Origin of the sequence: Halomonas sp. ND22Bw (genome assembly GCF_003011945.1) — a bacterium.
Lineage (GTDB): Bacteria > Pseudomonadota > Gammaproteobacteria > Pseudomonadales > Halomonadaceae > Halomonas > Halomonas halophila.
In genome coordinates, this window is the sequence record NZ_PXWD01000018.1 from 1 (window position 1) to 24326 (window position 24326).

Below are 24326 nucleotides of genomic sequence, written 5' to 3' on the forward strand. Positions count from 1 at the left end.
TTGAGCTAACCGATACTAATGGCCCGTGAGGCTTGACCATATAACACCCAAGTGGTCTGTGACTGACAACAGACGACAGCGGATACGCGAGAGACGATCTCGTCAGCATGATTCGCATTGCCTTTTTCGCCTGACGACCATAGCGTGCGGGAACCACCTGATCCCATGCCGAACTCAGCAGTGAAACCGCTCAGCGCCGATGGTAGTGTGGGAGTTCCCATGCGAGAGTAGGTCATCGTCAGGCACTTATACCGGAAAAGCCCCGACCTCAGATGAGGTTGGGGCTTTTCTCATTGGCGTCACGGCATCGCGTTTCGTTCAATGGTAGAGGTGCTAGGGGCAAGGGGAGTTCCCATGGAGAGTCGCGAGAGCCGCCCTGGCCATCGTCAGGCACTTATACCGAGAAAACCCCGAGCCCCAAAGGCTCGGGGTTTTTCTTATTGTCCCGTTTGCTCCGATGAGCGCTCCCCGCCTTTCCGCCGTACTGCCAAACGCATGTCGGCGCCGAGATATTGCCTCTTCACCGGAAAGGCCGTCGACATCCCGATTCATCGCCATATGGCATCAGCGTCTTCGCGGGCGGCGATACCGCTATCCACAGCCCCACCGGTCCAAGACGGGGCCAAACGTTCCACAAGCTCTTTTTCGATACATGTCCTTCGCTGAGAAGGCGTCTATCGCGCTTTCGGCATGACTGCCGACATACCCTGTTTCGATACACCACAAAGGAGAGAGCGGCCCACTTCGGCCGACAGCATTGCATGAGTGAATCTCAAGCCTACGCGACGAGTTCCACGCCTTCCGCCGTCAGGCGGCTGGGAGATCCGGTCGTGCTCGGCGTCAGCATCGGCTTCATCCTGGGCTTCATCGCCCTGTCGCTGTATGACGTCAACATGGTGGCCGACGGCATCGCCGCCGGTTTCGCCTGGACCGCCAGCACGCTGGGCAGCTATTTCCAATGGCTGCTGCTGCTGACCTTCCTGGTGGCGATGGGGCTGGTCTTTTCACCGGCGGCCAGCGCCAAGGTCGGTAACCTGGACGCGCCCGAGATGAGCACCTTCAAGTGGCTGTCGATCATCATGTGCACGCTGCTGGCCGGGGGCGGAGTGTTCTTCGCCGCTGGCGAACCGGTCTATCACTTCGTGGTCACGCCACCGGCCTTCGACACCGAGGCCGGCACCGCCGAGGCCATCGCCGGCGCTCTGGCGCAGTCCTTCATGCACTGGGGCTTTCTGGGCTGGGCGGTGCTGGGCTCGCTGACCGCCGTGGTCCTGGCCCATGCTCACTACGTGCGCGGCCTGCCCCTGCAGCCACGCACCCTGCTGACGCCTGTGCTCGGCGAGCGTGTGATGCGTGGCTGGTTCGGCGGCGTGGTGGATGGCCTGTGCGTGATCGCCGTGGTAGCGGGCACCGTGGGGCCGATCGGCTTCCTGGCGACCCAGGTGAGCTTCGGCCTGCACGAGCTGTTCGGGCTGCCGGAAGGCTATGGCACCCAGCTGGTGATCCTGATCGGGCTGGGCGCGGTCTACGTGAGTTCGGCCATGACCGGCGTCCATCGCGGCATCCAGTGGCTGAGCCGGTTCAACGTGATCCTGGCGCTGGTCATCGCGGCGGTCATCTTCCTGTTCGGTCCGACCCGGTTCCTGGTCAACGCCTTCACCCAGGGCTTTGGCGAGTATCTGAATGCGTTCTTCCCCATGGCCACCATGACCACCCAGACCGCACCGGCCTGGTGGATGCAGTGGTGGACGGTGTTTTTCTTCGCCTGGTTCATCGGCTACGGCCCGCTGATGGCGATCTTCGTGGCGCGCATCTCGCGCGGCCGCACCATCCGGCAGATGATCCTGGCCGTGGCCGTGATGGCACCCATCGCCACCACGATCTGGTTCACCCTGCTGGGGGGCTCGGGGATTCACTACCAGCTCACCGGAGCCATCGACCTCACCTCGGCGCTCAACGACTTTCAGTTCGACGTCGCCACCCTGACCGTGGCCCAGGCCTTGCCGGGCGGATCGCTGATGGCGCTGGCGATTCTGGTGCTGACGACCATCTTCGTCGCCACTACCGGCGATTCCATGAGCTACGCGATCTCGGTGGTCGGCGCCGGGCATGATGCGCCGAACGTCTTCGTGCGGGCCTTCTGGGGCATCGCCATGGCGCTGATGGCGGCGATTCTGCTGTACATGGGAGCCGGTCAGATCAGCGCGCTGCAGCAATTCATCGTCATCACCGCGATTCCGGTCTCGCTGGTGCTGCTGCCCTCGCTGTGGACGGGCCCCCAGGCGGCCATGGCCATGGCGAGGGAGCAGGGCATCGTCGCCGACCCGCGGCGTACCTGACGCTCGACGACACGCCTGCCGCCAGACGCATCGGCCCCCGCGCATCATCGCTCGGGGGCCGATTCGCTTTCAGGGGTCGGCCATGCGCCCTGGATGCCGTATAATGCGACTAAAGTCTAATAATGATGGAGTTCGTTTCTTGACGCTGACCACACCGGCCCTGCTGTTTCCGGCCATTTCCCTGCTGCTGCTGGCCTATACCAATCGCTTCCTGACCCTGGCACAGCTGATTCGCAAGCTCGCCGAGGAGGATCGGGATACCCACCATGAGGTGGCCGCCCGTCAGATCCTGATGCTGCGCAAGCGCATCACCCTGACCAAACGCATGCAGATGGCAGGGGTGTCGAGTTTCCTGCTGTGCACACTGTCGATGTTCGCGCTGTTCCTGTCGCTCACCCTGCTGGGCATGGTGCTGTTCGGCATCAGCCTGATCACGCTCTCGGTCTCGTTGTGCTTCTCCCTGTGGGAGGTGAAGATCTCGACCAATGCCCTGAACGTTCAGCTCCAGGACCTGGAAGTCCTCAATCGTCATCGCGCCTCCGGCGCGGCCGGCAAGCGTGACGACAGCGACGATACGCCGCGCGACTTGTGAGTCCAGCAGGGGCCCGGCTAGACTGTCGGGCCTTCACAGGAGGCCCCATGATCCCCCAGCAGTTGCTGTTCTATTGCCGCCCCGGCTTCGAGTCCGACCTGGCCGCCGAGATCGCCACCAAGGCGGCCGCCCTCGGCTGGCAGGGCTACCCCCTGGCCCAGCCGCAGTCCGGTCATGTCCGCTTCGTGCTGACCGACGAACGTCCCGCCAACGCCCTGCATCGCGACCTGCCGCTGGCGTCGCTGGTCTTTGCCCGCCAGAGCCTGGTGGCGCTGGCGCCGCTGGAGGGGCTGTCCCGGGAGGATCGCCTCTCGCCGATCATCGAGCAGGTGGTGGCCAGCGGCTGGAACTTCGAGTCGCTGTGGCAGGAAACGCCTGACACCAACGACGCCAAGGCGCTGGCCGGGCTGATCAAGGCGCTTCAGCGTCCGCTGGAATCGATCCTCAAGAAGCGCGGCGCCCTGCGCCGCAAGGCGGGCGGTCGACGCCTGCATCTGCTGTGGACCGACGGCGACCGGGTGCAGCTGGGCATGAGCTTCCCCGGTAACCGCAGCGAGCAGCCGGGTGGCATCCGCCGCCTGCGCTTTCCCCACGATGCGCCCAGCCGCTCGACCCTCAAGCTCGAGGAGGCCTGGCACGAGTTCGTGCCGCGGGACCAGTGGGAGACGCGCCTGGCCGAGGGCATGCAGGCGGCGGATCTCGGCGCGGCACCGGGCGGCTGGACCTGGCAGCTGGTGCAGCGCGGCATGCAGGTCTATGCCATCGACAACGGCCCCATGGACCGCGGTCTGATGGCGACCGGACTGGTCGAGCACCTGCGCGAGGACGGTTTCGTCTGGGCCCCGCCGATGCGTCTGGACTGGCTGGTCTGTGACATCGTCGACAAACCGGCGAGGGTGATCGACATGGTCGAGCGCTGGCTGGTGAAGCGCTGGTGTCGCGAGGCGGTGTTCAACCTGAAGCTGCCGATGAAGCGGCGCTGGGAGGCGGTGTCGGAGGGACTGGCCCGTCTCGATCGCTCACTGGCGGAGGCAGGGGTGCGCGCCGAGATCGCGTGCCGCCACCTCTATCACGATCGCGAAGAGGTGACGGTCCACGTCCGGCTGCTCAACTGAGGCGTCAGTAGCTGAGGGTATAGAGGCGAATGCGTTCCTCCTCGGTGAGCAGCGGGTAGAGGTCCTGCATGACCCGGGCGCGCTGTTCGCTGTCGCGCCACTCCTGCCAGGCGCGCAGGTCGCGCCACTTGGTGATCACCATACGCCTGTCCTCATGGCCCATCTCGACCAGGCTTTCGCCGCCGCCAAAGCCCGGGGCGCCTAGCACCTGACGCATGGCTTCGCGGGCGACCTGCTCGTATTCTTCCTCCAGCCCGGGCATGATACGGCGCTCGATAATGATCTTGATCATCCCGCTATTCTCCCTTTCATTCCGTATTACGAGGCGAGGTCATCGATGGTTGATTCCCCGGACTCCCTGCCAACCTGCCAGGCCGAACTGGACACCACCGGGCTCTACTGCCCCGAGCCCATCATGCTGATGCACAACAAGGTGCGGGACATGGCGTCGGGCGAGGTGCTCAAGGTGGTGGCCAGCGATCCGGCAACCACCCGGGACGTACCCAAGTTCTGCAGCTTCCTGGGCCACGAGCTGCTGGCCCAGGAAGAGCGCGACGGCCACTATCTCTACTACATCCGCCTGGGCTGATCGTTCGGATCGAGCCCCGACGCTGCCCTCACGTCTCGTCGCCGCGCTCCGGCGTGTCGGGCATCACCATCAGCGCCAGGGCTTCCAGCGTCTCCGGGTCCTCGCGCCGGATGCGATTGGCGATCTGACGTTGAAAGAAGTAGACCACCTGATGGCGGCTGTGGCCGGGATACAGACAGGCATCGCCCGGCAAGATCGGGGTCGTCTCGACGTAGCGTTCGTCGGCCAGCAGGGCCTCCACGGCGCCGTCGCTGTAGAGTCGCCAGCCGAACACCTGCTTGAGCTGCCAGGGCGTGTCCCCCTCGTCCATGCACAGGGCATGGGTGCCCTGGGTCTCGGGCAGCTGCTGGATCAGCGTCGGTGATTCGGTTTCTTCATAGTCGAAGTAGGCGGCGGCCTGCTCGAGCTCCAGCACCTTGTGCTCCGGCGGCAGCTCGAACAGCTCTTCGGTTTCCGGGTCCCGGTAGCCGATGAAGTGGCCATGTTCCGGGTCGTCGAGCGCCTGGCAGGGCGTCAGGCGCTCCATCCAGGGCACGAGGCCGACGACGTCTCCGTCGTCACGCAGTCCCCAGGCGAGCAGGGGCATGCCGTAGTAGGCCTCGGGTTCGTCGGGCAGTTGGTACACCATCTCCAGGCCATCGAGCTCGGGCGCGAGGCGAATCAGGCGCTTGCGAGCCTGCTGGCGTTGGCGCATGGTCTCCAGGTCGATGACCCGGGCGGGGCGAGATGACAGCGGGATACCCATGAAGTCCCTCCAGCGGCGGCTTGATCACGGCATTGGCCCTCGGGCCGGTCGGCAGCGCACGACGTCACTGTCATCCCATCAATAGCACAGACCGATGACCGAGGTTAAGCCCCGGTGGTCAGCGGCAGCGTCGTGCCAGCTCGGCGCGCAGCGCCTGGTGATGCCGGCGAGCCGCCTGCAGGGCGGGCCAGGGCGCTCCGGGCGTTTCCCGCGACAGCCAGCGCTCCCGGTAGCGTTCGATGGCCGGGCGTGGCGCCACCTTCTGGGCCTCCAGCAGGCGTTGAATGGCCGTGAGCCAGTGTCGGGAGGCCTGCGTCAGGCTATCGAGCCAGCTTGTCAGGGAACGAGGCATCGATGCCTCGAAGGCACCGGCCGCCGGGGCAGGGCAGTGGTCGTCGGCCAGTGCCGTCTCCAGCAGGTCGGAGCCTTCCGTCAGGCGTCGTTCCGCGAGCATCAGGGCGCGCAGCAGCTCGGCGGTCAACGGCCGGTCACGCAGCGTCTTGAGATGCCCTTCCAGGGTGGCGGAATCCGGCACCCAGTCGCGATCGAACTGGTGCAGGGTGGTCTCGCGCAGGTAGGCAAGTGCCGGCAGCTGGGCATCGACCTCGTCCAGAGACTCCGGCGGCAGCGGCGAGCTGGCCCGGGAGAAACTGTCGATCCACTCCTCCGAGGCGAACAGGGCGTTCCAGCTGGCCCGGGGCAGCTGCCCGGTCTTGAGCCGGGTGAGCCGCTCCAGCCGGGCCCGGTGGTCGTCGCCGAGCGTTTGTGGCACCTCGGTGTTCCAGCAGCCGCTCAGGCGGCGCCACAGAGCCAGCTCGTAGAGCCAGCGCTGGCTGGGGGCGGCCACCTTGCCCAGCTGGTTGTTGCGTTCGGCGACCAGGTTGGCGATATGGCAGCCGCGCAGGGCGAAGACGTCGAGCATCCCCTCGCGGGTCTCGGGGATCTCGAACAATCGCGCCTCGGGGCCGGGGAAGTCGCCGATATTGTCGGGCGCGGTGCGCTCCGGCGGCGGCAGATCGAGCGACTCGGCCAGCCCCCGCTGGTAGTCGGCGAGCCGCGTCTCGGCGGGCCCTTCGCCGCAGCCGGCGAGGGCCACAAGGCCGATCAGCAGCGCGCCGAGGCTAGGCCGGTCGGGGCGTGGAATCCTCATCGATGACTGCCTTGCTCCGTCGTCTCAGGCGTTCGCCCAGCAGCATGGCGGCGACCGTCAGCCCGGCCACCAGCCCGATCCAGTAACCATAGACCCCGAGCGGCTCCACCAGACCGAACAGGCCATGGTCGCCGAGCCAGTGGCCGCCGCCGAGACCGACCAGCCAGAAGGCGACCAGGGTGATCACCATGATGATCCTGGTGTCCTTGTAGCCACGCAGCGCGCCGGCCAGGTTGGCCTGCAGCGAGTCCGAGATCTGGTAGATCATGGCCAGGCCCACCAGCGACAGGGTCAGCCGCGCGACGGCCGGGTCGTGGGTGTAGAGGCCGATCACCGGCTCGGCGGTGAACCACAGCAGCAGACAGTTGAACAGCGCCACCGCGAGGGCGATCAGCATGCCATTCCATGCCACCAGGCGCGCGGCCTCGGGACGTCCCTGACCCAGGACGTTGCCGACCCGCACCGTCAATGCCATGCCCAGCGACAGCGGCAGCATGAACAGCAGGCCGGTGTAGTTCAGGGCCACCTGGTGCGCCGCCACCACGACCTCGCCGAGGCTGGCGATGAACAGCGCGATCAGCGTGAACAGCGTCACCTCCATGAAGATCGCCAGGCCGATCGGCACGCCCACGTAGAGCAGCTCCAGGATCGACCGCCACCGCGGTGGCGTCGGCGAGTGCCACAGCTCGACGTCGCCATAGGCTCGGCTGCGCCGGGTGTAGGCGACCATGGCCAGGCACATCACCCACATCGACAGCGCGGTGGCGATGCCGCAGCCCACCGCCCCCAGTGCCGGCAGGGCCGTGATCGGTGCCGGCAGCCAGCCGCCCAGCAGGGCTTCGAGCCCCGGGCCACCGTAGATCAGCAGGTAGTTGCTGGGGACGTTGACGGCGAGCCCCAGCAGGCTGATCCACAGCGCCGGGCGGGTATGGTTCATGCCGTCGGAGAAGGCGCGTAACGCCATGAACAGCCCCACCGCCGGCAGCCCCAGGGCCACGGCGCCCAGATAGCCCGCGGCTCGCTCGGCGACCGCCTCGGGCACCTCCATCAGGTGAAATACCGGCATCACCGCCGTCCACAGGAGCACCGCCGCGATCACGCCCATCACCAGGCCGATCCACAGCGCCTGGTGCACCTGCAGGCGAATGCCGTCCCGGCGTTCGGCGCCGAGCAGCTGCGCTACCACCGGGGTCAGGCCCATGAGGGTGCCGGTCATCAGCAGCATCAGCGGCATCCACAGGCTGGAACCCACCGAGACGGCGGCCAGGTCGGTGGCGCTGAGCCGCCCGGTCATCATCACGTCCACCGTGCTCATGGCGGCCTGGGCGAGCTGGGCGCCGCAGATCGGCAGCGCCAGGCGAATCAGCGGGCGGGTTTCCGTGCGTGTGGTGGCGAGCAGCCGAGGAATGAACTGGGCCAAGAATCATGCTCCATGGAAAGGTCGGCTCCGTGCTCCATGCAATCGGGGAGAGCGCGCTAGTCTAGCAGCCCCCTCGGCACCTCGCCGCCGCGGCGTAGAGGCGTAGAGGCGTAGAGGCGTCGCCATGCTCCTTGCGGCGATCGGGGCTATACCTAGAGAAGAGGCGCGTGAAGGAAAGAGGGACACGAAGCAGCGGAGGATAAAAGGTAAGGGGCCGTCAACACGGCCGTCATCCACCATCCGCAGGCGCGAGACGCCGGGAGGTGCGAGATGTCAGATCACGATATGGCGGCGTCGGGGCCAGTCGAGCCGGCGCACATCGAAGCCGCCGCCGAGGCGCTGGCGTCGCGCGTGCGGGGGCGTCTGATTCGCCCCGGCGACGCGAGCTACGAGCAGGCGCGGCACGTCTACAACGCCCAGCACGATCGCCATCCGGCGCTGATCGTTCAGGCGGCGGATAAGGCCGACGTGACGGCCACGCTGGCGGCCGTCCGCGACACTGGGATGGCGCTGGCGGTGCGTGGAGGTGGCCACAGTGTGGCGGGATACGGCACCTGCGACGCTGGTCTGGTGCTCGACCTCGGCGGCCTGAACGACTGCCGGGTCGATCCCGAGGCGCGCACCCTGCGCGCCGGCGGCGGCGCGACCTGGGCCGATCTCAACCGGGCCGCGGCGGCCTTCGGCTTGGCGACGCCGGGCGGCATCGTGTCCACCACCGGCATCGCCGGGCTGACGCTGGGTGGCGGGCTCGGCTATCTGAACCGGCGCTTCGGCCTCGCCTGCGACAACCTGATCGCCGCCGATGTCGTCACCGCGGACGGCGAATGCCTGACCTGCCGCGAGGACGCCCATGCCGATCTGTTCTGGGCGCTGCGCGGCGGCGGCGGGAACTTTGGCGTGGTGACGGCCTTCGAGTATCGCCTGCACGAGGTGCCGGACATCCTCGGTGGCCCGACCTTCTATCCGCTCGACGGTGAGGTGATCCGCCGCTACCGGGAGCGGATCTGTGAGGCACCCGAGGCCCTGGGCGCGCTGCTGGCCATCACGCCGGGGCCGCCGCTGCCGTTTCTGCCCGAAGACTGGCACGGTCGGCCGATGGCGGCGGTGCTGAGCTGCTGGAGCGGGCCGGAGGCGGAAGACGCCCGGATCGGCGAGTGGCTGGCCGACCTCGGCGAGATTCAGGGGCAGGCGCTGCGGCGCATGCCGTACCCGACCATCAACACCCTGCTCGACGAGCTGCTGCCGCCGGGGCTGCATCATTACTGGAAGGGATGCTTCTCCGGGCCGCCCACGGACGAGGCGATCGCGGTGCACCTGGACTTCGGGGCCCGGCTGCCCAGCGCGGAAACGGCGACCCTGCTGTTCCCCCTCGACGGGGCCAGCGGCCGGGTCGAGGCCGGGGCCACCGCCTTCGCCTATCGCGATGCCGGCTTCGCCACGGCACTGGGCCCGAGCTGGTCCGACCCCGCAGACAGCGAGCGCAACATCGCCTGGGGGCGGGACTACTATCGTGCCCTGCGGCCCTACACCGACGGCGGCGGCTACGTGAACTTCATGGCCGACGACGACGGCCATCGGGTCGCCGACAACTATCGCCAGCACTACGACCGTCTGGCCCGCCTCAAGGCCCGCGTCGACCCCGGCAACCTGTTTCGGTTGAACCACAACATCCCGCCGGCCGACCGGGTCGCATGAGGGGAAATGGCGGCCGCGAGAGATGGGTGAAGGCGAAGCGCACGCAGCATGGCAGGCACCTGACCTGGCGGTTTTCGCCGCCGGGCCGGCCTCGCTATACTGTGCCGCCCATTCACGACCCCGCCGGAGCCCGCGTGAGCCACCGCCTCGAGGATGTCATCGCCCTGTTCGACGGCCTCTTCCTGCCCGCCTGCAACACCCGTCTGGTGCGCGGCGGCGACGAGCCGCTGTACCTGCCCGCCGATGCCGAGACGCCCTGGCATCGGGTGATCTTCGCCCGCGGCTTCTACGCCAGCGCGCTGCACGAGATCAGCCACTGGTGCATCGCCGGCGCGCGGCGCCGCGAGCTCGAGGACTACGGCTACTGGTACCTGCCCGACGGCCGCGACGCCGACCAGCAGCGCGACTTCGAGGCGGTGGAGGTGGCGCCCCAGGCGCTGGAGAGTCTGTTCGCCGCCGCCTGCGGCCATCGCTTCCAGGTCAGCGTGGACAACCTGGGCGAGGTGGAGGTCGACCGGGAAGGCTTCGCCGAGCGGGTCGCGGCGCGGGCGGCGCGCTACGAGCGGGAAGGCCTGCCGGCCCGGGCCGAGGCCTTTCGCACCGCGCTGTCGGTCTTCTACGGCCAGGGCTGGGAGGAAGGCGAGGGCGCGACGCTTGAGGCGGCGCTGGCGGCGGGCCGGGCGTGTCTCGAATGCCGGGAAGCGGCCGCCGCCGCGCCCGCCTGACGGTCTCGTCGCTGTCTCAGAGCTCGGCGTTGCCGAGCCGCTGATGCAGCGTCAGCATCACCTGGATCTCCTCCTCGGGGCGCAGCGGTTCGAGCCCCAGCTCGCCGAACAGCTCGCCGCGGGCGCGGGACCAGTCGCCGGGCGCCAGCTCGGCATAGAGGCTCTCGGCCGGGGCCAGCTCGACGAACGGGTCCAGCCCGTAGGTCTCGAACAGCCGCGACAGCGCCGCCTCGTCGTCGCCGACGCCGGCGGTGTAGAGGGTGGCGTTGAAGTGGTCGGTCTCCAGCTCGCGGATCACGTCCAGCGGGCTCACGCCCATGCTGGAGAGCTCCTCCAGGCTGTAGGCGCCCAGCGAGACCAGCTCGTCGTCCAGCCACTCGTCGTCGGGCTGTATCAGGGTGTGCTTGACGCGGCCATCGGGCAGGGTCCAGGCGATGGACAGCGGCAGGTCGCCGTCGTCGCCGGTCTCGATGGCGATGAACGCAGGCAGATCATCCATTCTGTTGCCCCTCCTCGCGGGCAGGCTCGTCGAGGCCGAAGAAGGCCCGGGCGGTGGCGGTGGTGGTGCGGGCCAGGTCGGCTTCCGTGTCGCCGCGCCAGTGGGCGATCTCGCGCACGATCCAGGGCAGCAGCGCCGGCTCGTGGCGTCTGCCCTTGAGTTTGGCAGGTAAATTGCGCGGCAGCAGGTAGGGGCAGTCGGTTTCCACCATCAGCCGCTCGGCGGGAATCGCCCCCACCAGCTCGCGCAGGTGATGGCCGCGGCGCTCGTCGCACAGCCAGCCGGTCAGGCCGATGTGCAGGTCGAGGTCCAGGTAGCCGTAAAGGGTGTCGCGGTCGGCGGTGAAGCAGTGCACCACCGCCTTCGAGATGTCGTCGCGCCAGGCGTGCAGCATCTCGCGCATGCGCGGCCCGGCGTCGCGCTCGTGGAGGAACAGCGGCAGGCCGCTCTCGGCGGCGAGCGTGAGCTGCGCCTCGAAGGCGTGCTGCTGCTCGGCCGGCGTCGAGAAGTTGCGATTGAAGTCCAGGCCGCATTCGCCCACCGACACGACCTCCGGCTGGCGGTGGAGCTCGCGCATCGCGGTCTCGAGCTCGGCGTTCCAGCGGCTGGCATCATGAGGATGCACCCCGGCGGTGGCATACAGCCCCGGGTAGCGGCGGGCCAGGGCCACGGCCTGCTCGGCGTGCTCGCGGTCGGTGCCGGTGAGGATCAGGGTGTCGACGCCGGCGGCGCGAGCGCGCTGGATCGTCGCCTCGAGGTCGCGGGCGAAGCTCTCGTGGGTCAGGTTGGCGCCGATGTCCACCAGCGGGGCCGGCGAACGGAATCTCAGCGCCTCGGGCAGCGCGTCGTCGAAGGGGGGCGTGGCGTCGGCCAAGGCGAAGCTCTCCTCTGGGCGGTTCGTCTAGCGCGCGGGAAACGGGCGCGCATTGTACCCGTGGAGGGTGGGGTGGGGCCACGTCGGGGCGGGCATACGTTACACTGGCGGCTTGATCGAACGATGAGGTGAATGCGTGACCCTGCTACGTCTGGAACAGCTGCAACTGGCCTACGGCACCCATGTGCTTCTCGACGGCGCCGATCTGGTGCTGGAGAAGGGCGAGCGTCTGGCGCTGGTGGGCCGCAACGGAACCGGCAAGTCGACCCTGCTCAAGCTGGTGTCGGGCGAGAACCTGCCCGACGGCGGCGCCATCTGGCGCGCGCCCGGCCTCAAGATCGGCGTGCTCGCCCAGGACCTGCCCGCCGCCTCCGGCGAGACCATCTTCGACGTGGTCGCCCAGGGCCTGCCCGAGGCCGGCGAGCTGCTGTCCGAATATCACCATCTGGTGCAGCAGGCCGAGCCCGACATGGCGCGCATGGCCCAGCTGCAGACCCGCCTCGAGGCCATCGACGGCTGGTCGTTCCACCAGCGCATCGACGTGGTGCTGACGCGCCTGGGGCTGCCGGCGGATGCCGCCATGGCGGATCTCTCCGGCGGCTGGCGGCGGCGTGTGGCGCTGGCGCGGGCGCTGGTGGTCGAGCCCGACCTGCTGCTGCTCGACGAGCCCACCAACCACCTGGATCTCGACACCATCGCCTGGCTGGAGGAGCAGCTGTCCGCCTTCAACGGCGCGGTGCTGTTCATCACCCACGACCGCGCCTTCCTGTCGCGGCTGGCCACCAACATCCTCGAGCTCGACCGCGGCCGCCTGGGGCGCTATCCCGGCGACTACGCCAGGTACCAGGAGCAGAAGACCCACGAACTCGAGGTCGAGGCCCGCGAGAACGCCGAGTTCGACAAGAAGCTGGCCCAGGAAGAGGCGTGGATCCGCCAGGGCATCAAGGCTCGCCGGACCCGCAACGAGGGCCGCGTGCGCGCCCTGCAGCAGATGCGTCGCGACCGCGGCGAGCGTCGCGAGCGCCAGGGCCGCGCCAGCCTCTCGGTGGACACCGGCGAGCGCAGTGGCAAGCGGGTGGTGGAGCTGTCTCACGTCACCCAGTACTACGACGGCGAGGCGGTCATTCGCGACCTCAACCTCGAGATTCAGCGTGGCGACCGCATCGGCCTGATCGGCCGCAACGGCGCCGGCAAGACGACCCTGCTCAAGATCCTGCTTGGCGAGCTCGAGCCCAGCGAGGGGCAGGTGCGGATGGGCACCAAGCTGCAGGTGGCCTACTTCGACCAGCTGCGCGCCGGCCTCGAGCCGGAGAAGACCGTCTACGACAACGTCGCCCAGGGCAGTGACCGGCTCACCGTGGGCGGCCGTGATCGCCACGTGATGAGCTACCTGCAGGACTTCCTGTTTACCCCGGAGCGCGTGCGCCAGCCGGTCAAGGCGCTGTCCGGCGGCGAGTCCAACCGCCTGCTGCTGGCCAAGCTGTTCACCCAGCCGGCCAACGTGCTGGTGCTCGACGAGCCGACCAACGACCTGGACGTGGAGACCCTGGAGCTGCTCGAGGAGCTGCTGCTCGACTTCGACGGCACTCTGCTGCTGGTGTCCCACGACCGCGCCTTCATGGACAACGTGGTGACCAGCGTGCTGGCCTTCGAGGGCCAGGGCTGCGTGCGCGAGTACGTGGGCGGCTACCACGACTGGGTGCGTCAGGGCGGCAAGCTGCCGCCGGCGCCCTGGGAAGGCGCGGCCCGCCAGGCGGCGGAGCCGGTGGCCGACGAGGCGCCGGCCGCGAGCGAGTCGGCCTCACCGGCCAGCGAGAGCGCGGCGCCGGCCAAGGCGGTGCCCAAGCGCGCCAAGCTGTCCTACAAGCTGCAGCGCGAGCTCGATGGCCTGCCGGCGGAGATCGAGCGCCTGGAAGCGGCGGTGGCCGACTTCGAGGCGCAGGTCGGCGATCCGGCCTTCTATCAGCAGGACAACGACACGGTGACCGCGACCCTGCAGGCCCTGAGCGACCGGCAGGCCGAACTCGAGACCGCCATGGAGCGGTGGATGGAGCTGGAAGCGATGGCGGCCGGCGAAGCCTGAGGGATTCGCTATTGCGCTCGACGATCCACAGGGATGTGGGAAGTGCGTAGGTTTGTCGGGAACAAGCCTGGCGATCTTGACCGCCGGCGGTGCCGGGGCGCCGATCCGATCGGAATCCTGATGTGGCAGGCTGCCTTCCGGTTGACTCGGAACCTTCGCTCGATGCTGCGCTCCGGCAGCGGTCAACCTATCTTCGCTCATGACGCGAACCTTGGACATTGCCCAGCGAACACAGTGGAGTGTCTGCTAAAGCAGAAAGGCGCCCCTGGGGCGCCTTTCGTATGCATCGTGCGATGTACGGAGAGGCTTACTCCTCGGATTCACCGTCCTTGCCGACCCGCACCGCCAGCACGTCGCACTGGGCGCCATGCAGGACGCCGGTGGAGGTGGAGCCCAGCAGCAGGGCGAAACCGTGGCGACCGTGGGAACCGACCACGATCAGGTCGACGTCCTGCTCCTCGGCGAAGCGGTGGATCTCGGTGTCGGGCATGCCCACCACCACGTGCTGGTTCTCCTTGGCCACGTGGGCATCGGCGATCTCGGACAGGCGCTGCTTGGCGTGCTCGTCGAGCTGGTCCTGGATACTGGTGAGATCCATGGGAATGTCGCCGCCGTAGGCGAAGCCGAGAGGCTCGAGGGTATGCATGATGGAGAGCTTGGCCTCGTTGCGGTCGGCGATCTGCATCGCCCGCTCCAGCACCTTGTGGGAATCCTTGGTCAGGTCGACGGCGACCAGGACGTGACGATACTCGTTGCTCATGGCATTGCCTCCGGCGGATGGTCCAGGGTAGGTGGCTGCCTCCCACTCTAGGACGCACGGTGAGACAAGACAACGACTTGCATCAAGAGAGGAGCGGAAAACGCTTATGGTCTGGTTGATCATTGCCGCCGTCGTCGGGCTGGTGTTCGCGCCGGCGATGTGGCTTCGCCCGAGCCCCCGGGAGCAGCGCGCCACGACGCTGCGCGAGGCGGCCAGACAGGCCGGGATCCAGGTGCGTCTCGACCCGTCGCCGCTGCACCAGGACGACCGGCGGCGTCCCGCCTATCGCTGGGTCTATCCGCCCCGTGGGCGAGGCCCCGACTTCCTGCTGCTGCGCGACGCCGAGGCCAGCGATGCCCTGAAGCCCTTCATCGAGGGCTGGCGCTGGCGCAAGGAACCGCTGCATGCGTTGCCGGCCGCCGTGCGGGGCCGTTTCGAGGCGCTGCTGGCACGCCTGCCCGCGGACGCGGTAGCGGTGGAGTCGAGCGCCGAGGCGCTGATCCTGTGGTGGGATGAATCGCTGGGGACGGAGGCCTTCGCGGCCATGGCCGCCGACATGGCCGAGCTGCGCGATGGCCTCGCGGGGCGGCCGGACCGCCCCGAACGGCAGCCCGATCTTGGATCACCGCGCGGCTAGCGCGGTGCCTGGGCATCGTCCGTCCAGGGCGGAGACGGCGCCTGGACGGGGAGCGGCGTCAGCCTTCTTCCCGGGCCTGGATGGCTAGCCCGTTGGCCTCGATGCGGCCCAGCAGGTCGCCCAGCTGTTCGACCTCCTCGTCGGACAGGCCCGCCAGCATCTCTTCCCGGATCTCGCTGACCACGTTGTCGATGCGCTCGAGCAGCGGCATCGCCTCGTCGGTGAGCATGATGCGCTTGGTGCGCCGGTCCTTGTCGCAGGGGCAGCGTTTGACCAGCCCCTGCTCGGCGAGCTGGTCGAGGGTACGCACCAGCGACGGCGCCTCGACCCCGATGGTCCGCGCCAGGTCGCACTGGGGCTGGTCATCGCCCATCTGCCACAGATGGTAGAGCGTGACCCAGCGTGTCTGGGTCAGCCCCTCGGGGGCCAGACGACGATCGATGACCGCGCGCCACAGGCGCGGCAGTCGAGCAAGAGTGAAACCGATGTTCTGTTGCATGAGTGTCTGCACAAACGATGAATCTGATGGGATTGTCCGGAGCTCCGGAGTGTAATGCAAGCCGTTAGCACTCTACGGTGCTTCCGCCGGCCGGGCGATGAGGCGCCGCAGGTCGAGCCCCGGCAGCCCGACCGGCAGGCGGATACGACCATCGGCTAAGGTCGCCTGTTCCGGCGTGTCGCTGACCCGGAAACGCAGCACGCCGATCCGCTGGCCGCTGGCGGTCATCACGTCCACTCGCCAGCGGCCCGACGCTTCCTCCGGGAAGTGACGCTTGTGCGTCCAGGCCCGGTAGCCTGCCTCGCGGCCGCCCTGAATCTGCAGCGGGATGCGATCGATCAGCCGGCCTTCATGGCGCCATTCGTGCACGACCTTCTCCTCCAGGCCGCGTGGCGCGTGGATCGCCGTATAGGCGTAGAGCCCGTGAGTGGCCAGCGCCTGCGGGGTGAGCCGCAGGCCGCCCTCTGGCGTGCGGGTCTGTTCGTCGAAGCCGGGCGACAGCGCATGGCCCGAGAGCCACAGGCTGGCCGGCGGCACCCAGGCGCGCCCCAGCCAGCCGAGGCCGGCCAGCAGCGGCAGCAGCACCAGCATGGCCAGCCAGCGGGCGGTGTTCATCGGCCGCAGCAGCTGCATCAGGCTCGGCAGGCTGAAGACCATCATGGCGATCAGCGCGATGATCAGGCTCTCGCCGGTGGTCAGGTGCAGCACCGTCGGCAGCGTCACCAGCACCACCAGGAACACGCACTGGGCGTGGAAGGCGAAGTAGAGCCAGCGGTGGCGGGCGGCCAGGCGGTAGTAGAGCGGGTCGAGGATCGACAGCAGCGCGAGCCCCACCATCAGCGCCGTGAACAGCGCCTGGCCGCTGGTCCAGACGGTCGTCGCCAGCAGGAACGGCAGGGTGAAGAACAGCGTCTCCTGGTGGACCATCTGGGCGATGAAGGTGGTGATGCCGCGCGGCAGGGCGGGATAGCCCCGGTGGGTCAGCCAGCGGGCGATCAGGCTCTCCGTGAGCAGCAGCACCCAGGCCACCAGCATGCCCAGCGCCAGGGCGGCCCCCAGCCACTGCTGGCGCTCCACCAGGAAGAAGCTCGCCGCGCCGGCCGCGAAGGCCACCGGCGGCCACAGCCAGTGCCAGCGGCGGGCGCGTTCCGCCACGCGGGTGAAGCGGTGGTGCCAGCCCTCGAGGCGGGAGGCACGGGAATCGGGGGGCGGTGGCAGGCGGTCGGCAGTCATGGGCGCATCCTAGCAGGGTGCCGCCAGTGGCGGGAGTCGCCGGGAAGCGACGCCGATCGCCTCGAACAGGGCTTGACGCTCCTCGTGGACTGGCCCAAGCTGATGGAATCAAACGGCCGTATGAATTTCTGCACGGAGATTCGTGGATGATCTACCAAGGCAATGCCATCACCGTGGCGCGTGACGATGACGCCGTCGCCACCCTGACCCTCGACCACCGCGACGAGTCGGTCAACACCCTGTCGTCGACGGTGGTCGGCGAGCTCGCCGAGGCGGTGGAGGCGCTCCGCGCCGAATCCGGCCTCGAAGGGCTGATCGTGACCAGCGCCAAGGAGGCCTTCGTCGTCGGCGCCGACATCACCGAGTTCCATGGCCTGTTCGAGCGCGGGGAAGACGAGATCCGCACCATGCTCGAGCGAGTGCACGGCATCTTCAATGCCATCGAGGATCTGCCGTTTCCCACCGTCACCGCCCTCAACGGCCTGGCGCTGGGTGGCGGCTGCGAGCTGGCCTTGACCACGGACTTTCGGGTGATGAGCGATTCGGCCCAGCTCGGCCTGCCGGAAACCAAGCTGGGCATCCTGCCGGGCTGGGGCGGCTGCGTGCGCCTGCCGCGACTGATCGGTGCCGACAACGCCATCGAGTGGATCGCCGGCGGGACCCAGAACAAGGCCGACGAGGCGCTTCGTATGGGCGCCGTGGATGCCGTGGTGCCCGGCGAGTCGCTGCAGGAGGCGGCCCGCGATCTGCTCGACCGCGCCCGCCGCGGCGAGCTCGACCACGAGGCCCGGCGCACCGAGAAGCGCTCGCCCCTCAAGCTCGACGCCATCGAGCAGATGATGGTCTTCGAGACCGCCAAGGGCTACGTGGCCGGCAAGGCCGGGCCGCACTACCCGGCGCCGATCGAGGCGATCAAGGTGATCCAGAAGGGCGCCGGCGAGAACCGCGAGCGCGCCCAGGCGATCGAGGCCGCGTCCTTCGCCAAACTGGCGAAGACCGACGTCTGCTACAACCTGGTGGGGCTGTTCCTCAACGACCAGGCGGTCAAGAAGGCCGGCGGACGCTATGCCAAGCAGGCGCGCCCCGTCGAGCATGCCGCGGTGCTGGGCGCCGGCATCATGGGCGGCGGCATCGCCTACCAGAGCGCCTCCAAGGGCACGCCGATCCTGATGAAGGACATCAAGGCCGAGGCCATCGACCTCGGCCTCAAGGAGGCCCGCAAGCTGTTCGCCAAGCAGGTCGAGCGCAAGAAATTCACCACCGAGCAGATGGCCGAGCGGCTGACTCACATCCGCCCGACGCTGTCCTACGGCGACTTCGGCGAGGTCGACCTGGTGGTCGAGGCCGTGGTGGAGAACCCCAAGGTCAAGGGCGCGGTGCTGGCCGAGGCCGAGGCGGCGCTGGGCGACGATGCCATCCTCGCCTCCAATACCTCGACCATCTCCATCACCCGGCTGGCCGAGCACCTGACGCGTCCCGAACAGTTCTGCGGCATGCACTTCTTCAACCCGGTGCACCGCATGCCGCTGGTCGAGGTGATCCGCGGCGAGAAGACCGGTGACGCCGCCGTGGCGGCCACCGTCGCCTACGCCCGCCAGATGGGCAAGACGCCGATCGTGGTCAACGACTGCCCGGGGTTTCTGGTCAACCGCATCCTGTTCCCCTACTTCGGCGGCTTCAGCGCCCTGGTGGCCCAGGGCGCCGACTTCCGCCGGGTCGACAAGGTGATGGAGCGCTTCGGCTGGCCGATGGGGCCGGCCTACCTGCTCGACGTGGTGGGCATGGATACCGCGCTGCACGCCGGCGAGGTGATGGCCGAAGGCTTCCCCGATCGCATGGGCGGCCTGGGGGGCAAGGATGGCGGCGGCGTGATCCCGCTGATGGTCGAACACGAGCGCCTCGGCCAGAAGAGCGGCAAGGGCTTCTACGCCTACGAGGAAGACCGGAAGGGCAAGCCGCAGAAGGTCGAGGACGACGAGGCACTCGAGCTCGTCAGGCAGGTGGCCGAGGGCGAACAGGAGTTCTCCGACGAGGCGATCATCGCGCGGATGATGGTGCCGCTGTGCCTGGAGGCGGTGCGCTGCCTCGAGGACGGCATCGTCGGCAGTGCCGCCGAGGCCGACATGGCGCTGATCTACGGCATCGGCTTCCCGCCGTTCCGCGGCGGGGCGCTGCGCTACATCGATGCCATGGGGGCGGAGGCCTTCGTCGCCCAGGCGGACGAGCTCGCCGCCGAGCTGGGGCCGCTCTACGCGCCCACCGACGGGCTGCGCGAGATGGCGCGCAGCGGCCAGCGCTTTCACCGCGACGCCGACCCGGCCTGATTCACAGGGAGACAGTATCGATGAGTTTGCATCCGAGAGACATCGTGGTGGTCGACGGCGTGCGCACCGCCATGGCCAAGGCCAGGAACGGCGCCTTCCGCCACGTGCGCGCCGAGAACCTGTCCGCCGCCGTCATGCAGGCGCTGTTCGACCGCAACCCGGGGCTCGACCCGAAGGAGGTCGACGACGTCATCTGGGGCTGCGTGAACCAGACCCTGGAGCAGGCCATGAACATCGCCCGTAACGCGGCGATCATGACCGGCATCCCGCGCAGCGTGCCCGCCCAGACCGTCAACCGGCTGTGCGGCTCCTCGATGAGCGCGCTGCACATTGCCGCGGCCAACATCCGCGCCGGCATGGGCGACGTCTACGTGATCGGCGGCGTCGAGCACATGGAGCACGTGCCCATGACCCACGGCATCGACGTCAATCCGGCGGCCAGCAAGCACGCCGCCAAGGCGGCGATGATGATGGGCCTGACCGCCGAGCTGCTGGGCAAGATGCATGGCATCTCGCGCGAGGAGCAGGACGCCTTCGGCGTGCGCTCCCACCGGCTGGCCAGGGAGGCGCGGGACGGTGGCGGTTTCGACCGCGAGATCGTCGGCGTCGAGGGCCATGATTCGCGCGGCTACCGGGTGCGGGTCGACCGTGACGAGGTGATCCGCGACGACGCCAGCCTCGAGGCGATGGCCGAGCTCAAGCCGGCCTTCGACCCGAAGAACGGCACCGTCACCGCCGGCACCTCCTCGGCGCTGTCGGTGGGCGCCAGCGGCATGGCGGTGATGAGCGCCGAGCGGGCCGAGGCGCTGGGCCTCGAGCCCATCGCCCGGGTGCTCTCCACCGGGGTGGCGGGCTGCGATGCCTCGATCATGGGCTACGGTCCGGTGCCGGCCTCGAAGAAGGCGCTGAAGGCGGCGGGGCTGACCATGGACGACATCCAGACCGTGGAGCTCAACGAGGCCTTCGCCGCCCAGTCGCTGCCGGTGCTCAAGGACCTGGGCCTGCGCGACCGCATGGACGAAGCGGTCAACCTGCACGGCGGCGCCATCGCCCTGGGCCACCCGCTGGGCTGCTCCGGGGCGCGCATCTGCACCACCCTGCTCAACGTGATGCGCGAGCAGGACACCAGCCTGGGCCTGGCGACCATGTGCATCGGCATGGGGCAGGGCGTGGCCACGGTGTTCGAGCGCCTCCGCTGACGACGGCAGCGCGTCCGCGAAGTGGCTCTCCATGACGACGGCACCCCGCGGGGTGCCGTCGTCGTTGGTGCTCAGTCGTTGCCGGTCTGCTGGAGCTGCTGCACCGAGGCGACCAGGTCATTGAAGCGCTCGCCCTGGACCTGGACGTGGGACTCGATCTCGGCCTCGGCGCGCCGCTCGTCGCCGGCGGCGATGGCATCCAGCACCGCTTCGTGCTCCGCCAGCGAGCGCTCCGGGCGGTGGCGCAGGTGCAGCTGCATGCGCCGGTAGGGCTGCAGCACCGCGTGCAGTCGCGTGGCCTCCTGGGCCAGGAAGGCGTTGTGGCTGGCCTCGTAGATGCGCTGGTGGAAGACGCTGTTCTCGTAGTAGTAGCCGTTGGCGTCGCCGGCCTCGGCCATGCGCCGGCAGGCCTCGTGGGCCTCGCGCAGCGCCTCCAGTTCCTCGGCGCCGATGCGCCGCGCCGCCAGCCGCGCGCACATGCCTTCCAGTTCGGCCATCACCTCGAACCGCTCCACCAGCTCGGCCACGCTGAGCTGGGTCACGAAGGTGCCGCGCTTCGGCACCACCTTCACCATGCCCGACATCGCCAGCTGCTGGATCGCCTCGCGGACCGGCGTGCGCGAGCAGTCGTACTCCCGCTCCAGGGCCTCCGGATCGAGGCGTGCCCCGGGCGGGTAGCGCCCCTTGATGATGGCGTCTTCCAGCAGGTCGCGCAGTCGCTGCGCCTGGGAAACCTTGCTCATTTGCTGTCCTCCCGCTTGACACAACTATATCTTGAACCTACCTGTTATATATAACAACTCGGCATCATGTATTCCATGTGCCGAATCAACGCCACCGCAAGACGGCCCTGGTCTCTGGAGGACGCGGCATGAAGATGAACATGGATTTCCTGGAAGGCCTGCTGTCGAGCGTCGCCCGTCGGGCCCGCCAGCGCCCGGGGCGGGAGCGCGGCGTCAGCGGAGAGCAGGGGGCGGCGACGCCCGGTCTCGACGAGCTCACCTCGGCCTGCGACGCCCTGCTGGCCGGAGGTGGCGGCGAGGCCTCGCAGATCCTGGTCGCCCGGCGGGTGCTCGACGGCTATGCCGGCCTGGAGGCCGAGGCGCGTCGTGACTTCCTGACCCGGCTCGCCGAGCGCCACGGCGCGCGCCCCGAGGCGATCCATGCCGCCTATGCGGCCTATCGCGAGGGCGAGGACGAGGCCGGTCTGCGGGCGCTGATCGAGGCCTGCGAGCCGCCGCGCCAGGAGCTGCTGCGCCGGCTCAACCTGTGCCCCGGCGGCACCTTCGAGCTGGTCAAGATGCGCGCCGACCTGCAGGGGCATCTCGGCGAGGCGCCGGCGCTGGCCGGCCTCGACGAGGACTTCGCGCACCTGTTCGCGTCCTGGTTCAACCGCGGCTTCCTGGTGCTCCGGAGCATCGACTGGAACACCCCGGCGGCGGTGCTCGAGAAGCTGATCCGCTACGAGGCGGTGCACGAGATTCAGGACTGGAACGATCTGCGTCGGCGCCTCGATCCCGAGGATCGGCGCTGCTACGCCTTCTTCCATCCGGCCATCGGCGACGAGCCGCTGATCTTCGTCGAGGTGGCGCTGTGTCGCGGCATTCCCGGCAATATCCAGACGCTGCTGGCCGGCGGCGACGAGGTGGCGCCCCAGGACGCCGACACCGCGGTGTTCTACAGCATCAGCAACTGCCAGGCCGGCCTGAAGGGCATTTCCTTCGGCAACTTCCTGATCAAGCAGGTGGTACAGGAGCTCCAGCGCGAGCTGCCAGAGCTCGCCAACTTCATGACCCTGTCGCCGGTGCCGGGCTTCGCCAGGTGGCTTTCGGAGCGCCGCGAGGCCGGCGAGTGCCGGCTGTCGCCCGAGAGCGCCGATGCGCTCGACGCCACCGCCTGGCGCGACGATCCGGCGGCCCGCGAGGCGCTCGAGCCCGCGCTCACGGCGCTGGCCGCCCACTATCTCACCGAGGCCAAGCATCGCCACGGCCTGCCCCGGGATCCGGTGGCGCGCTTTCACCTGGGCAACGGGGCGAGCCTGCATCGCCTGAACTGGCCCGCCGACATCTCCGCCAAGGGCTGCCGTCAGGCCCATGGCCTGATGGTCAACTACCGCTACGAGCCGGACCGCATCGAGCAGAACCACGAGGCCTACAGCCGCGAGGGCAGCGTGGTCTGCGCCGGCGACATCCAGCGCCAGGCCCGGCGTGCCCAGCCGCTGCTGGTCGCGCCGGCCGATGCCTGATGCCCCCGATTTCCCCACGATCACGAGGACGACTGCCATGCACCATCACAATCTGTTCCTGCAGTTCGAGGCCCACTTCCGCCAGACGCCGGACAAGACGCTGATCGATACCCCCGAGGGGCGGCGCTACTCGTATGCCGAGATGCTCGAGACCTCGCAGCGCCTGGCCGGGGTGCTGCAGTCCCTCGACGTGCAGCCCGGCGATCGGGTGGCGGTGCAGGTCGACAAGAGCCCCGAGGCGATCATGCTCTACCTGGCCTGCCTGCAGGCCGGCGCGGTCTACCTGCCGCTCAACACCGGCTATACCGGCGCCGAGATCGCGTACTTCCTGGGCGACGCCGCGCCGCAGCTCTACGTGTGCCCGCCGGCGCGGGCGTCGGACGCCAATCGCTTCTACCAGGAGGGGCTGGTGGTCCACGTGGAGAGCCTGGGCACGGCCGGCGACGGCAGCCTGATGGAGCGTGCCGCCGACGCCGAGCCGATGACCGAGATCGCCTGCCTCGAGGCCGATGACCTGGCGGCGATCCTCTACACCTCCGGCACCACCGGGCGTTCCAAGGGGGCGATGCTCAGCCACGCCAACCTGGCCTCCAACAGCCGGGCGCTGGCCGAGGCCTGGCGCTTCACCGCCGACGACCACCTGCTGCATGCGCTGCCGATCTTTCATACCCACGGGCTGTTCGTGGCCTGCAACATCGTACTGACGGTGGGCGCCTCGATGACCTTCCTGCCCAGGCTCGACGTCGAGCAGCTGCTCGACCTGATGCCCCGGGCCACGGTGCTGATGGGCGTGCCGACCTTCTACACCCGGCTGCTGCAGTCGCCGCGGCTGGATCGCGATGCCGTGGCCAACATGCGGCTGTTCGTCTCCGGCTCGGCGCCGCTGCTGGCCGAGACGCATGATCAATTCCGAGAGCAAACCGGCCATGTCATCCTCGAACGCTACGGCATGACCGAGACCAACATGAACACCTCCAATCCCTACGACGGCGAGCGGCGCCCCGGCACGGTCGGCTTCCCGCTGCCGGGCAGCGAGGTGCGCATCACCGACCGCGACAGCGGCGCCGAGCTGCCCCGGGGCGAGACCGGGCTGGTGGAGGTGCGCGGCGACAACGTCTTCCGGGGCTACTGGCAGATGCCGGAGAAGACCCGCAGCGAGTTCCGCGACGATGGCTTCTTCATCACCGGCGACCTGGGGCGGATCGACGCCGACGGCTATCTGCACATCGTCGGCCGCGACAAGGACCTGGTGATCTCCGGCGGCTACAACGTCTATCCGAAGGAGGTCGAGCAGCTGATCGACGAGCTGCCGGGCGTCGCCGAGTCCGCGGTGTTCGGCGTTCGGCATCCGGATCTCGGCGAGGGCGTCACCGCGGTGATCGTGGCCCGCGAGGGCGAAACCGCCCCCGACGAGGCGGCCGTTCAGGCGGCGCTCGCCGACCGGCTGGCGCGCTACAAGCAGCCCAAGCGGGTGTTCACCATCGAGGCGCTGCCGCGCAACGTGATGGGCAAGGTGCAGAAGAACCAGCTGCGCGACGCCTACGCCGACCTCTACGCCGTGAAAGAGGCGGCCGCCACGGCAGGATGAGGGAGCACCATGCCC

The 24326-nt window shown here is 68.7% G+C and carries 22 protein-coding genes and 1 rRNA gene; 13 read left to right on the top strand and 10 right to left on the bottom strand.

What is annotated here, in order from left to right:
* Positions 1-129: 129 nt before the first annotated feature.
* The 4 genes from rrf to rlmM all read left to right on the top strand — a co-directional run bounded on the left by rrf (position 130) and on the right by rlmM (position 4046).
* Positions 130-244, top strand: a 5S ribosomal RNA gene (gene rrf, locus CVH10_RS16000).
* A 517-nt stretch (positions 245-761) separates the two neighbouring features.
* Positions 762-2339 carry a BCCT family transporter gene (locus CVH10_RS16005; RefSeq protein ID WP_106489225.1) on the top strand — a complete coding sequence of 526 codons (1578 nt, stop codon included), beginning with the start codon at positions 762-764 and terminating at the stop codon, positions 2337-2339.
* 139 nt (positions 2340-2478) lie between these two features.
* Positions 2479-2931, top strand: a complete 453-nt coding sequence (locus CVH10_RS16010) for a DUF2721 domain-containing protein (RefSeq protein ID WP_035593072.1) — start codon at positions 2479-2481, stop codon at positions 2929-2931.
* Between the two features lie 47 nt (positions 2932-2978).
* A complete protein-coding gene (gene rlmM, locus CVH10_RS16015; protein WP_106489226.1) occupies positions 2979-4046 on the top strand; it encodes a 23S rRNA (cytidine(2498)-2'-O)-methyltransferase RlmM in 1068 nt (355 codons plus the stop codon).
* Positions 4047-4050: 4 nt separating this feature from the next.
* Here rlmM and CVH10_RS16020 read toward each other — a convergent pair whose 3' ends face one another.
* Positions 4051-4338 (bottom strand): antibiotic biosynthesis monooxygenase, encoded by a 288-nt coding sequence (locus CVH10_RS16020; RefSeq protein WP_035593068.1) that lies wholly within the window; start codon positions 4336-4338, stop codon positions 4051-4053.
* Positions 4339-4383: 45 nt separating this feature from the next.
* Here CVH10_RS16020 and tusA point away from each other — a divergent pair, with 45 nt between their 5' ends.
* Entirely contained in the window at positions 4384-4635 is a 252-nt protein-coding gene (tusA, locus tag CVH10_RS16025) for a sulfurtransferase TusA (protein WP_035593066.1), read from the top strand.
* 28 nt (positions 4636-4663) lie between these two features.
* On the opposite strand, the gene CVH10_RS16030 is transcribed toward tusA, so the two are convergent.
* The 3 genes from CVH10_RS16030 to CVH10_RS16040 all read right to left on the bottom strand — a co-directional run bounded on the left by CVH10_RS16030 (position 4664) and on the right by CVH10_RS16040 (position 7950).
* Positions 4664-5380, bottom strand: a complete 717-nt coding sequence (locus CVH10_RS16030) for a hypothetical protein (RefSeq protein ID WP_046077826.1) — start codon at positions 5378-5380, stop codon at positions 4664-4666.
* A 118-nt stretch (positions 5381-5498) separates the two neighbouring features.
* Complete coding sequence (locus tag CVH10_RS16035) at positions 5499-6530, bottom strand: DUF3080 family protein (RefSeq protein ID WP_106489227.1); 1032 nt, start codon at positions 6528-6530, stop codon at positions 5499-5501.
* On the bottom strand, positions 6502-7950 hold the full coding sequence (locus tag CVH10_RS16040) for an MATE family efflux transporter (protein ID WP_106489228.1): 1449 nt from the start codon (positions 7948-7950) through the stop codon (positions 6502-6504). The genes CVH10_RS16035 and CVH10_RS16040 overlap by 29 nt, the downstream gene beginning before the upstream one ends.
* 270 nt (positions 7951-8220) lie before the next feature.
* On the opposite strand from CVH10_RS16040, the gene CVH10_RS16045 reads away from it, so the two are divergent.
* Together CVH10_RS16045 and CVH10_RS16050 are read left to right on the top strand one after the other, a co-directional pair.
* A complete protein-coding gene (locus tag CVH10_RS16045) occupies positions 8221-9645 on the top strand; it encodes an FAD-binding oxidoreductase (RefSeq protein WP_219924717.1) in 1425 nt (474 codons plus the stop codon).
* Positions 9646-9779: 134 nt separating this feature from the next.
* The gene (locus CVH10_RS16050) at positions 9780-10370 is read left to right on the top strand and encodes an elongation factor P hydroxylase (RefSeq protein ID WP_106489229.1); all 591 of its coding nucleotides are present in this window, start codon (positions 9780-9782) and stop codon (positions 10368-10370) included.
* 16 nt (positions 10371-10386) lie between these two features.
* Here CVH10_RS16050 and CVH10_RS16055 read toward each other — a convergent pair whose 3' ends face one another.
* The gene (locus CVH10_RS16055) at positions 10387-10869 is read right to left on the bottom strand and encodes a hypothetical protein (RefSeq protein ID WP_035593054.1); all 483 of its coding nucleotides are present in this window, start codon (positions 10867-10869) and stop codon (positions 10387-10389) included.
* Positions 10862-11743, bottom strand: a complete 882-nt coding sequence (locus tag CVH10_RS16060) for a TatD family hydrolase (RefSeq protein ID WP_106489230.1) — start codon at positions 11741-11743, stop codon at positions 10862-10864. The genes CVH10_RS16055 and CVH10_RS16060 overlap by 8 nt, the downstream gene beginning before the upstream one ends.
* Before the next feature lie 136 nt (positions 11744-11879).
* On the opposite strand from CVH10_RS16060, the gene CVH10_RS16065 reads away from it, so the two are divergent.
* Positions 11880-13826: an ATP-binding cassette domain-containing protein gene (locus CVH10_RS16065; protein WP_106489231.1), complete on the top strand. Its 1947-nt coding sequence runs from the start codon at positions 11880-11882 to the stop codon at positions 13824-13826.
* A 307-nt stretch (positions 13827-14133) separates the two neighbouring features.
* On the opposite strand, the gene CVH10_RS16070 is transcribed toward CVH10_RS16065, so the two are convergent.
* Positions 14134-14586, bottom strand: coding sequence for a universal stress protein (locus CVH10_RS16070; RefSeq protein WP_035595945.1), 453 nt, complete (start codon positions 14584-14586; stop codon positions 14134-14136).
* A gap of 106 nt (positions 14587-14692) precedes the next feature.
* Here CVH10_RS16070 and CVH10_RS16075 point away from each other — a divergent pair, with 106 nt between their 5' ends.
* A complete protein-coding gene (locus CVH10_RS16075) occupies positions 14693-15223 on the top strand; it encodes a hypothetical protein (RefSeq protein WP_035595943.1) in 531 nt (176 codons plus the stop codon).
* Between the two features lie 58 nt (positions 15224-15281).
* Here the strand turns inward: CVH10_RS16075 and slyA are convergent, their stop codons facing one another.
* Together slyA and CVH10_RS16085 are read right to left on the bottom strand one after the other, a co-directional pair.
* Positions 15282-15722, bottom strand: coding sequence for a transcriptional regulator SlyA (gene slyA / locus CVH10_RS16080; protein WP_035595941.1), 441 nt, complete (start codon positions 15720-15722; stop codon positions 15282-15284).
* Between the two features lie 72 nt (positions 15723-15794).
* Positions 15795-16955, bottom strand: a complete 1161-nt coding sequence (locus tag CVH10_RS16085; RefSeq protein ID WP_106489232.1) for a DUF5924 family protein — start codon at positions 16953-16955, stop codon at positions 15795-15797.
* 146 nt (positions 16956-17101) lie between these two features.
* Between CVH10_RS16085 and fadB the strand changes: the two genes are divergently transcribed.
* Positions 17102-19279, top strand: coding sequence for a fatty acid oxidation complex subunit alpha FadB (fadB, locus tag CVH10_RS16090; protein WP_106489233.1), 2178 nt, complete (start codon positions 17102-17104; stop codon positions 19277-19279).
* A gap of 20 nt (positions 19280-19299) precedes the next feature.
* Complete coding sequence (gene fadA, locus CVH10_RS16095; RefSeq protein ID WP_106489234.1) at positions 19300-20478, top strand: acetyl-CoA C-acyltransferase FadA; 1179 nt, start codon at positions 19300-19302, stop codon at positions 20476-20478.
* Between the two features lie 71 nt (positions 20479-20549).
* Here the strand turns inward: fadA and CVH10_RS16100 are convergent, their stop codons facing one another.
* Positions 20550-21221: a GntR family transcriptional regulator gene (locus CVH10_RS16100; RefSeq protein WP_016853931.1), complete on the bottom strand. Its 672-nt coding sequence runs from the start codon at positions 21219-21221 to the stop codon at positions 20550-20552.
* A 134-nt stretch (positions 21222-21355) separates the two neighbouring features.
* Between CVH10_RS16100 and CVH10_RS16105 the strand changes: the two genes are divergently transcribed.
* Both CVH10_RS16105 and CVH10_RS16110 read left to right on the top strand, forming a co-directional pair.
* Positions 21356-22723: a malonyl-CoA decarboxylase gene (locus CVH10_RS16105; protein WP_181244429.1), complete on the top strand. Its 1368-nt coding sequence runs from the start codon at positions 21356-21358 to the stop codon at positions 22721-22723.
* A 37-nt stretch (positions 22724-22760) separates the two neighbouring features.
* Entirely contained in the window at positions 22761-24311 is a 1551-nt protein-coding gene (locus tag CVH10_RS16110) for a malonyl-CoA synthase (RefSeq protein WP_106489236.1), read from the top strand.
* The last annotated feature ends 15 nt before the right edge of the window (positions 24312-24326 follow it).

What these genes read in the sequence shown, in the direction of transcription:
- CVH10_RS16105 (WP_181244429.1), top strand. Translation starts at nt 21,356, where the DNA reads ATGAACATGGATTTCCTGGAAGGCCTGCTGTCGAGCGTCGCCCGTCGG.
- rlmM (WP_106489226.1), top strand. Translation starts at nt 2,979, where the DNA reads ATGATCCCCCAGCAGTTGCTGTTCTATTGCCGCCCCGGCTTCGAGTCC.
- slyA (WP_035595941.1), bottom strand. Translation starts at nt 15,722, where the DNA reads ATGCAACAGAACATCGGTTTCACTCTTGCTCGACTGCCGCGCCTGTGG.
- CVH10_RS16045 (WP_219924717.1), top strand. Translation starts at nt 8,221, where the DNA reads ATGTCAGATCACGATATGGCGGCGTCGGGGCCAGTCGAGCCGGCGCAC.
- CVH10_RS16070 (WP_035595945.1), bottom strand. Translation starts at nt 14,586, where the DNA reads ATGAGCAACGAGTATCGTCACGTCCTGGTCGCCGTCGACCTGACCAAG.
- CVH10_RS16055 (WP_035593054.1), bottom strand. Translation starts at nt 10,869, where the DNA reads ATGGATGATCTGCCTGCGTTCATCGCCATCGAGACCGGCGACGACGGC.
- tusA (WP_035593066.1), top strand. Translation starts at nt 4,384, where the DNA reads ATGGTTGATTCCCCGGACTCCCTGCCAACCTGCCAGGCCGAACTGGAC.
- fadA (WP_106489234.1), top strand. Translation starts at nt 19,300, where the DNA reads ATGAGTTTGCATCCGAGAGACATCGTGGTGGTCGACGGCGTGCGCACC.
- CVH10_RS16005 (WP_106489225.1), top strand. Translation starts at nt 762, where the DNA reads ATGAGTGAATCTCAAGCCTACGCGACGAGTTCCACGCCTTCCGCCGTC.
- fadB (WP_106489233.1), top strand. Translation starts at nt 17,102, where the DNA reads ATGATCTACCAAGGCAATGCCATCACCGTGGCGCGTGACGATGACGCC.
- CVH10_RS16110 (WP_106489236.1), top strand. Translation starts at nt 22,761, where the DNA reads ATGCACCATCACAATCTGTTCCTGCAGTTCGAGGCCCACTTCCGCCAG.
- CVH10_RS16085 (WP_106489232.1), bottom strand. Translation starts at nt 16,955, where the DNA reads ATGACTGCCGACCGCCTGCCACCGCCCCCCGATTCCCGTGCCTCCCGC.
- CVH10_RS16030 (WP_046077826.1), bottom strand. Translation starts at nt 5,380, where the DNA reads ATGGGTATCCCGCTGTCATCTCGCCCCGCCCGGGTCATCGACCTGGAG.
- CVH10_RS16020 (WP_035593068.1), bottom strand. Translation starts at nt 4,338, where the DNA reads ATGATCAAGATCATTATCGAGCGCCGTATCATGCCCGGGCTGGAGGAA.
- CVH10_RS16100 (WP_016853931.1), bottom strand. Translation starts at nt 21,221, where the DNA reads ATGAGCAAGGTTTCCCAGGCGCAGCGACTGCGCGACCTGCTGGAAGAC.
- CVH10_RS16075 (WP_035595943.1), top strand. Translation starts at nt 14,693, where the DNA reads ATGGTCTGGTTGATCATTGCCGCCGTCGTCGGGCTGGTGTTCGCGCCG.
- CVH10_RS16035 (WP_106489227.1), bottom strand. Translation starts at nt 6,530, where the DNA reads ATGAGGATTCCACGCCCCGACCGGCCTAGCCTCGGCGCGCTGCTGATC.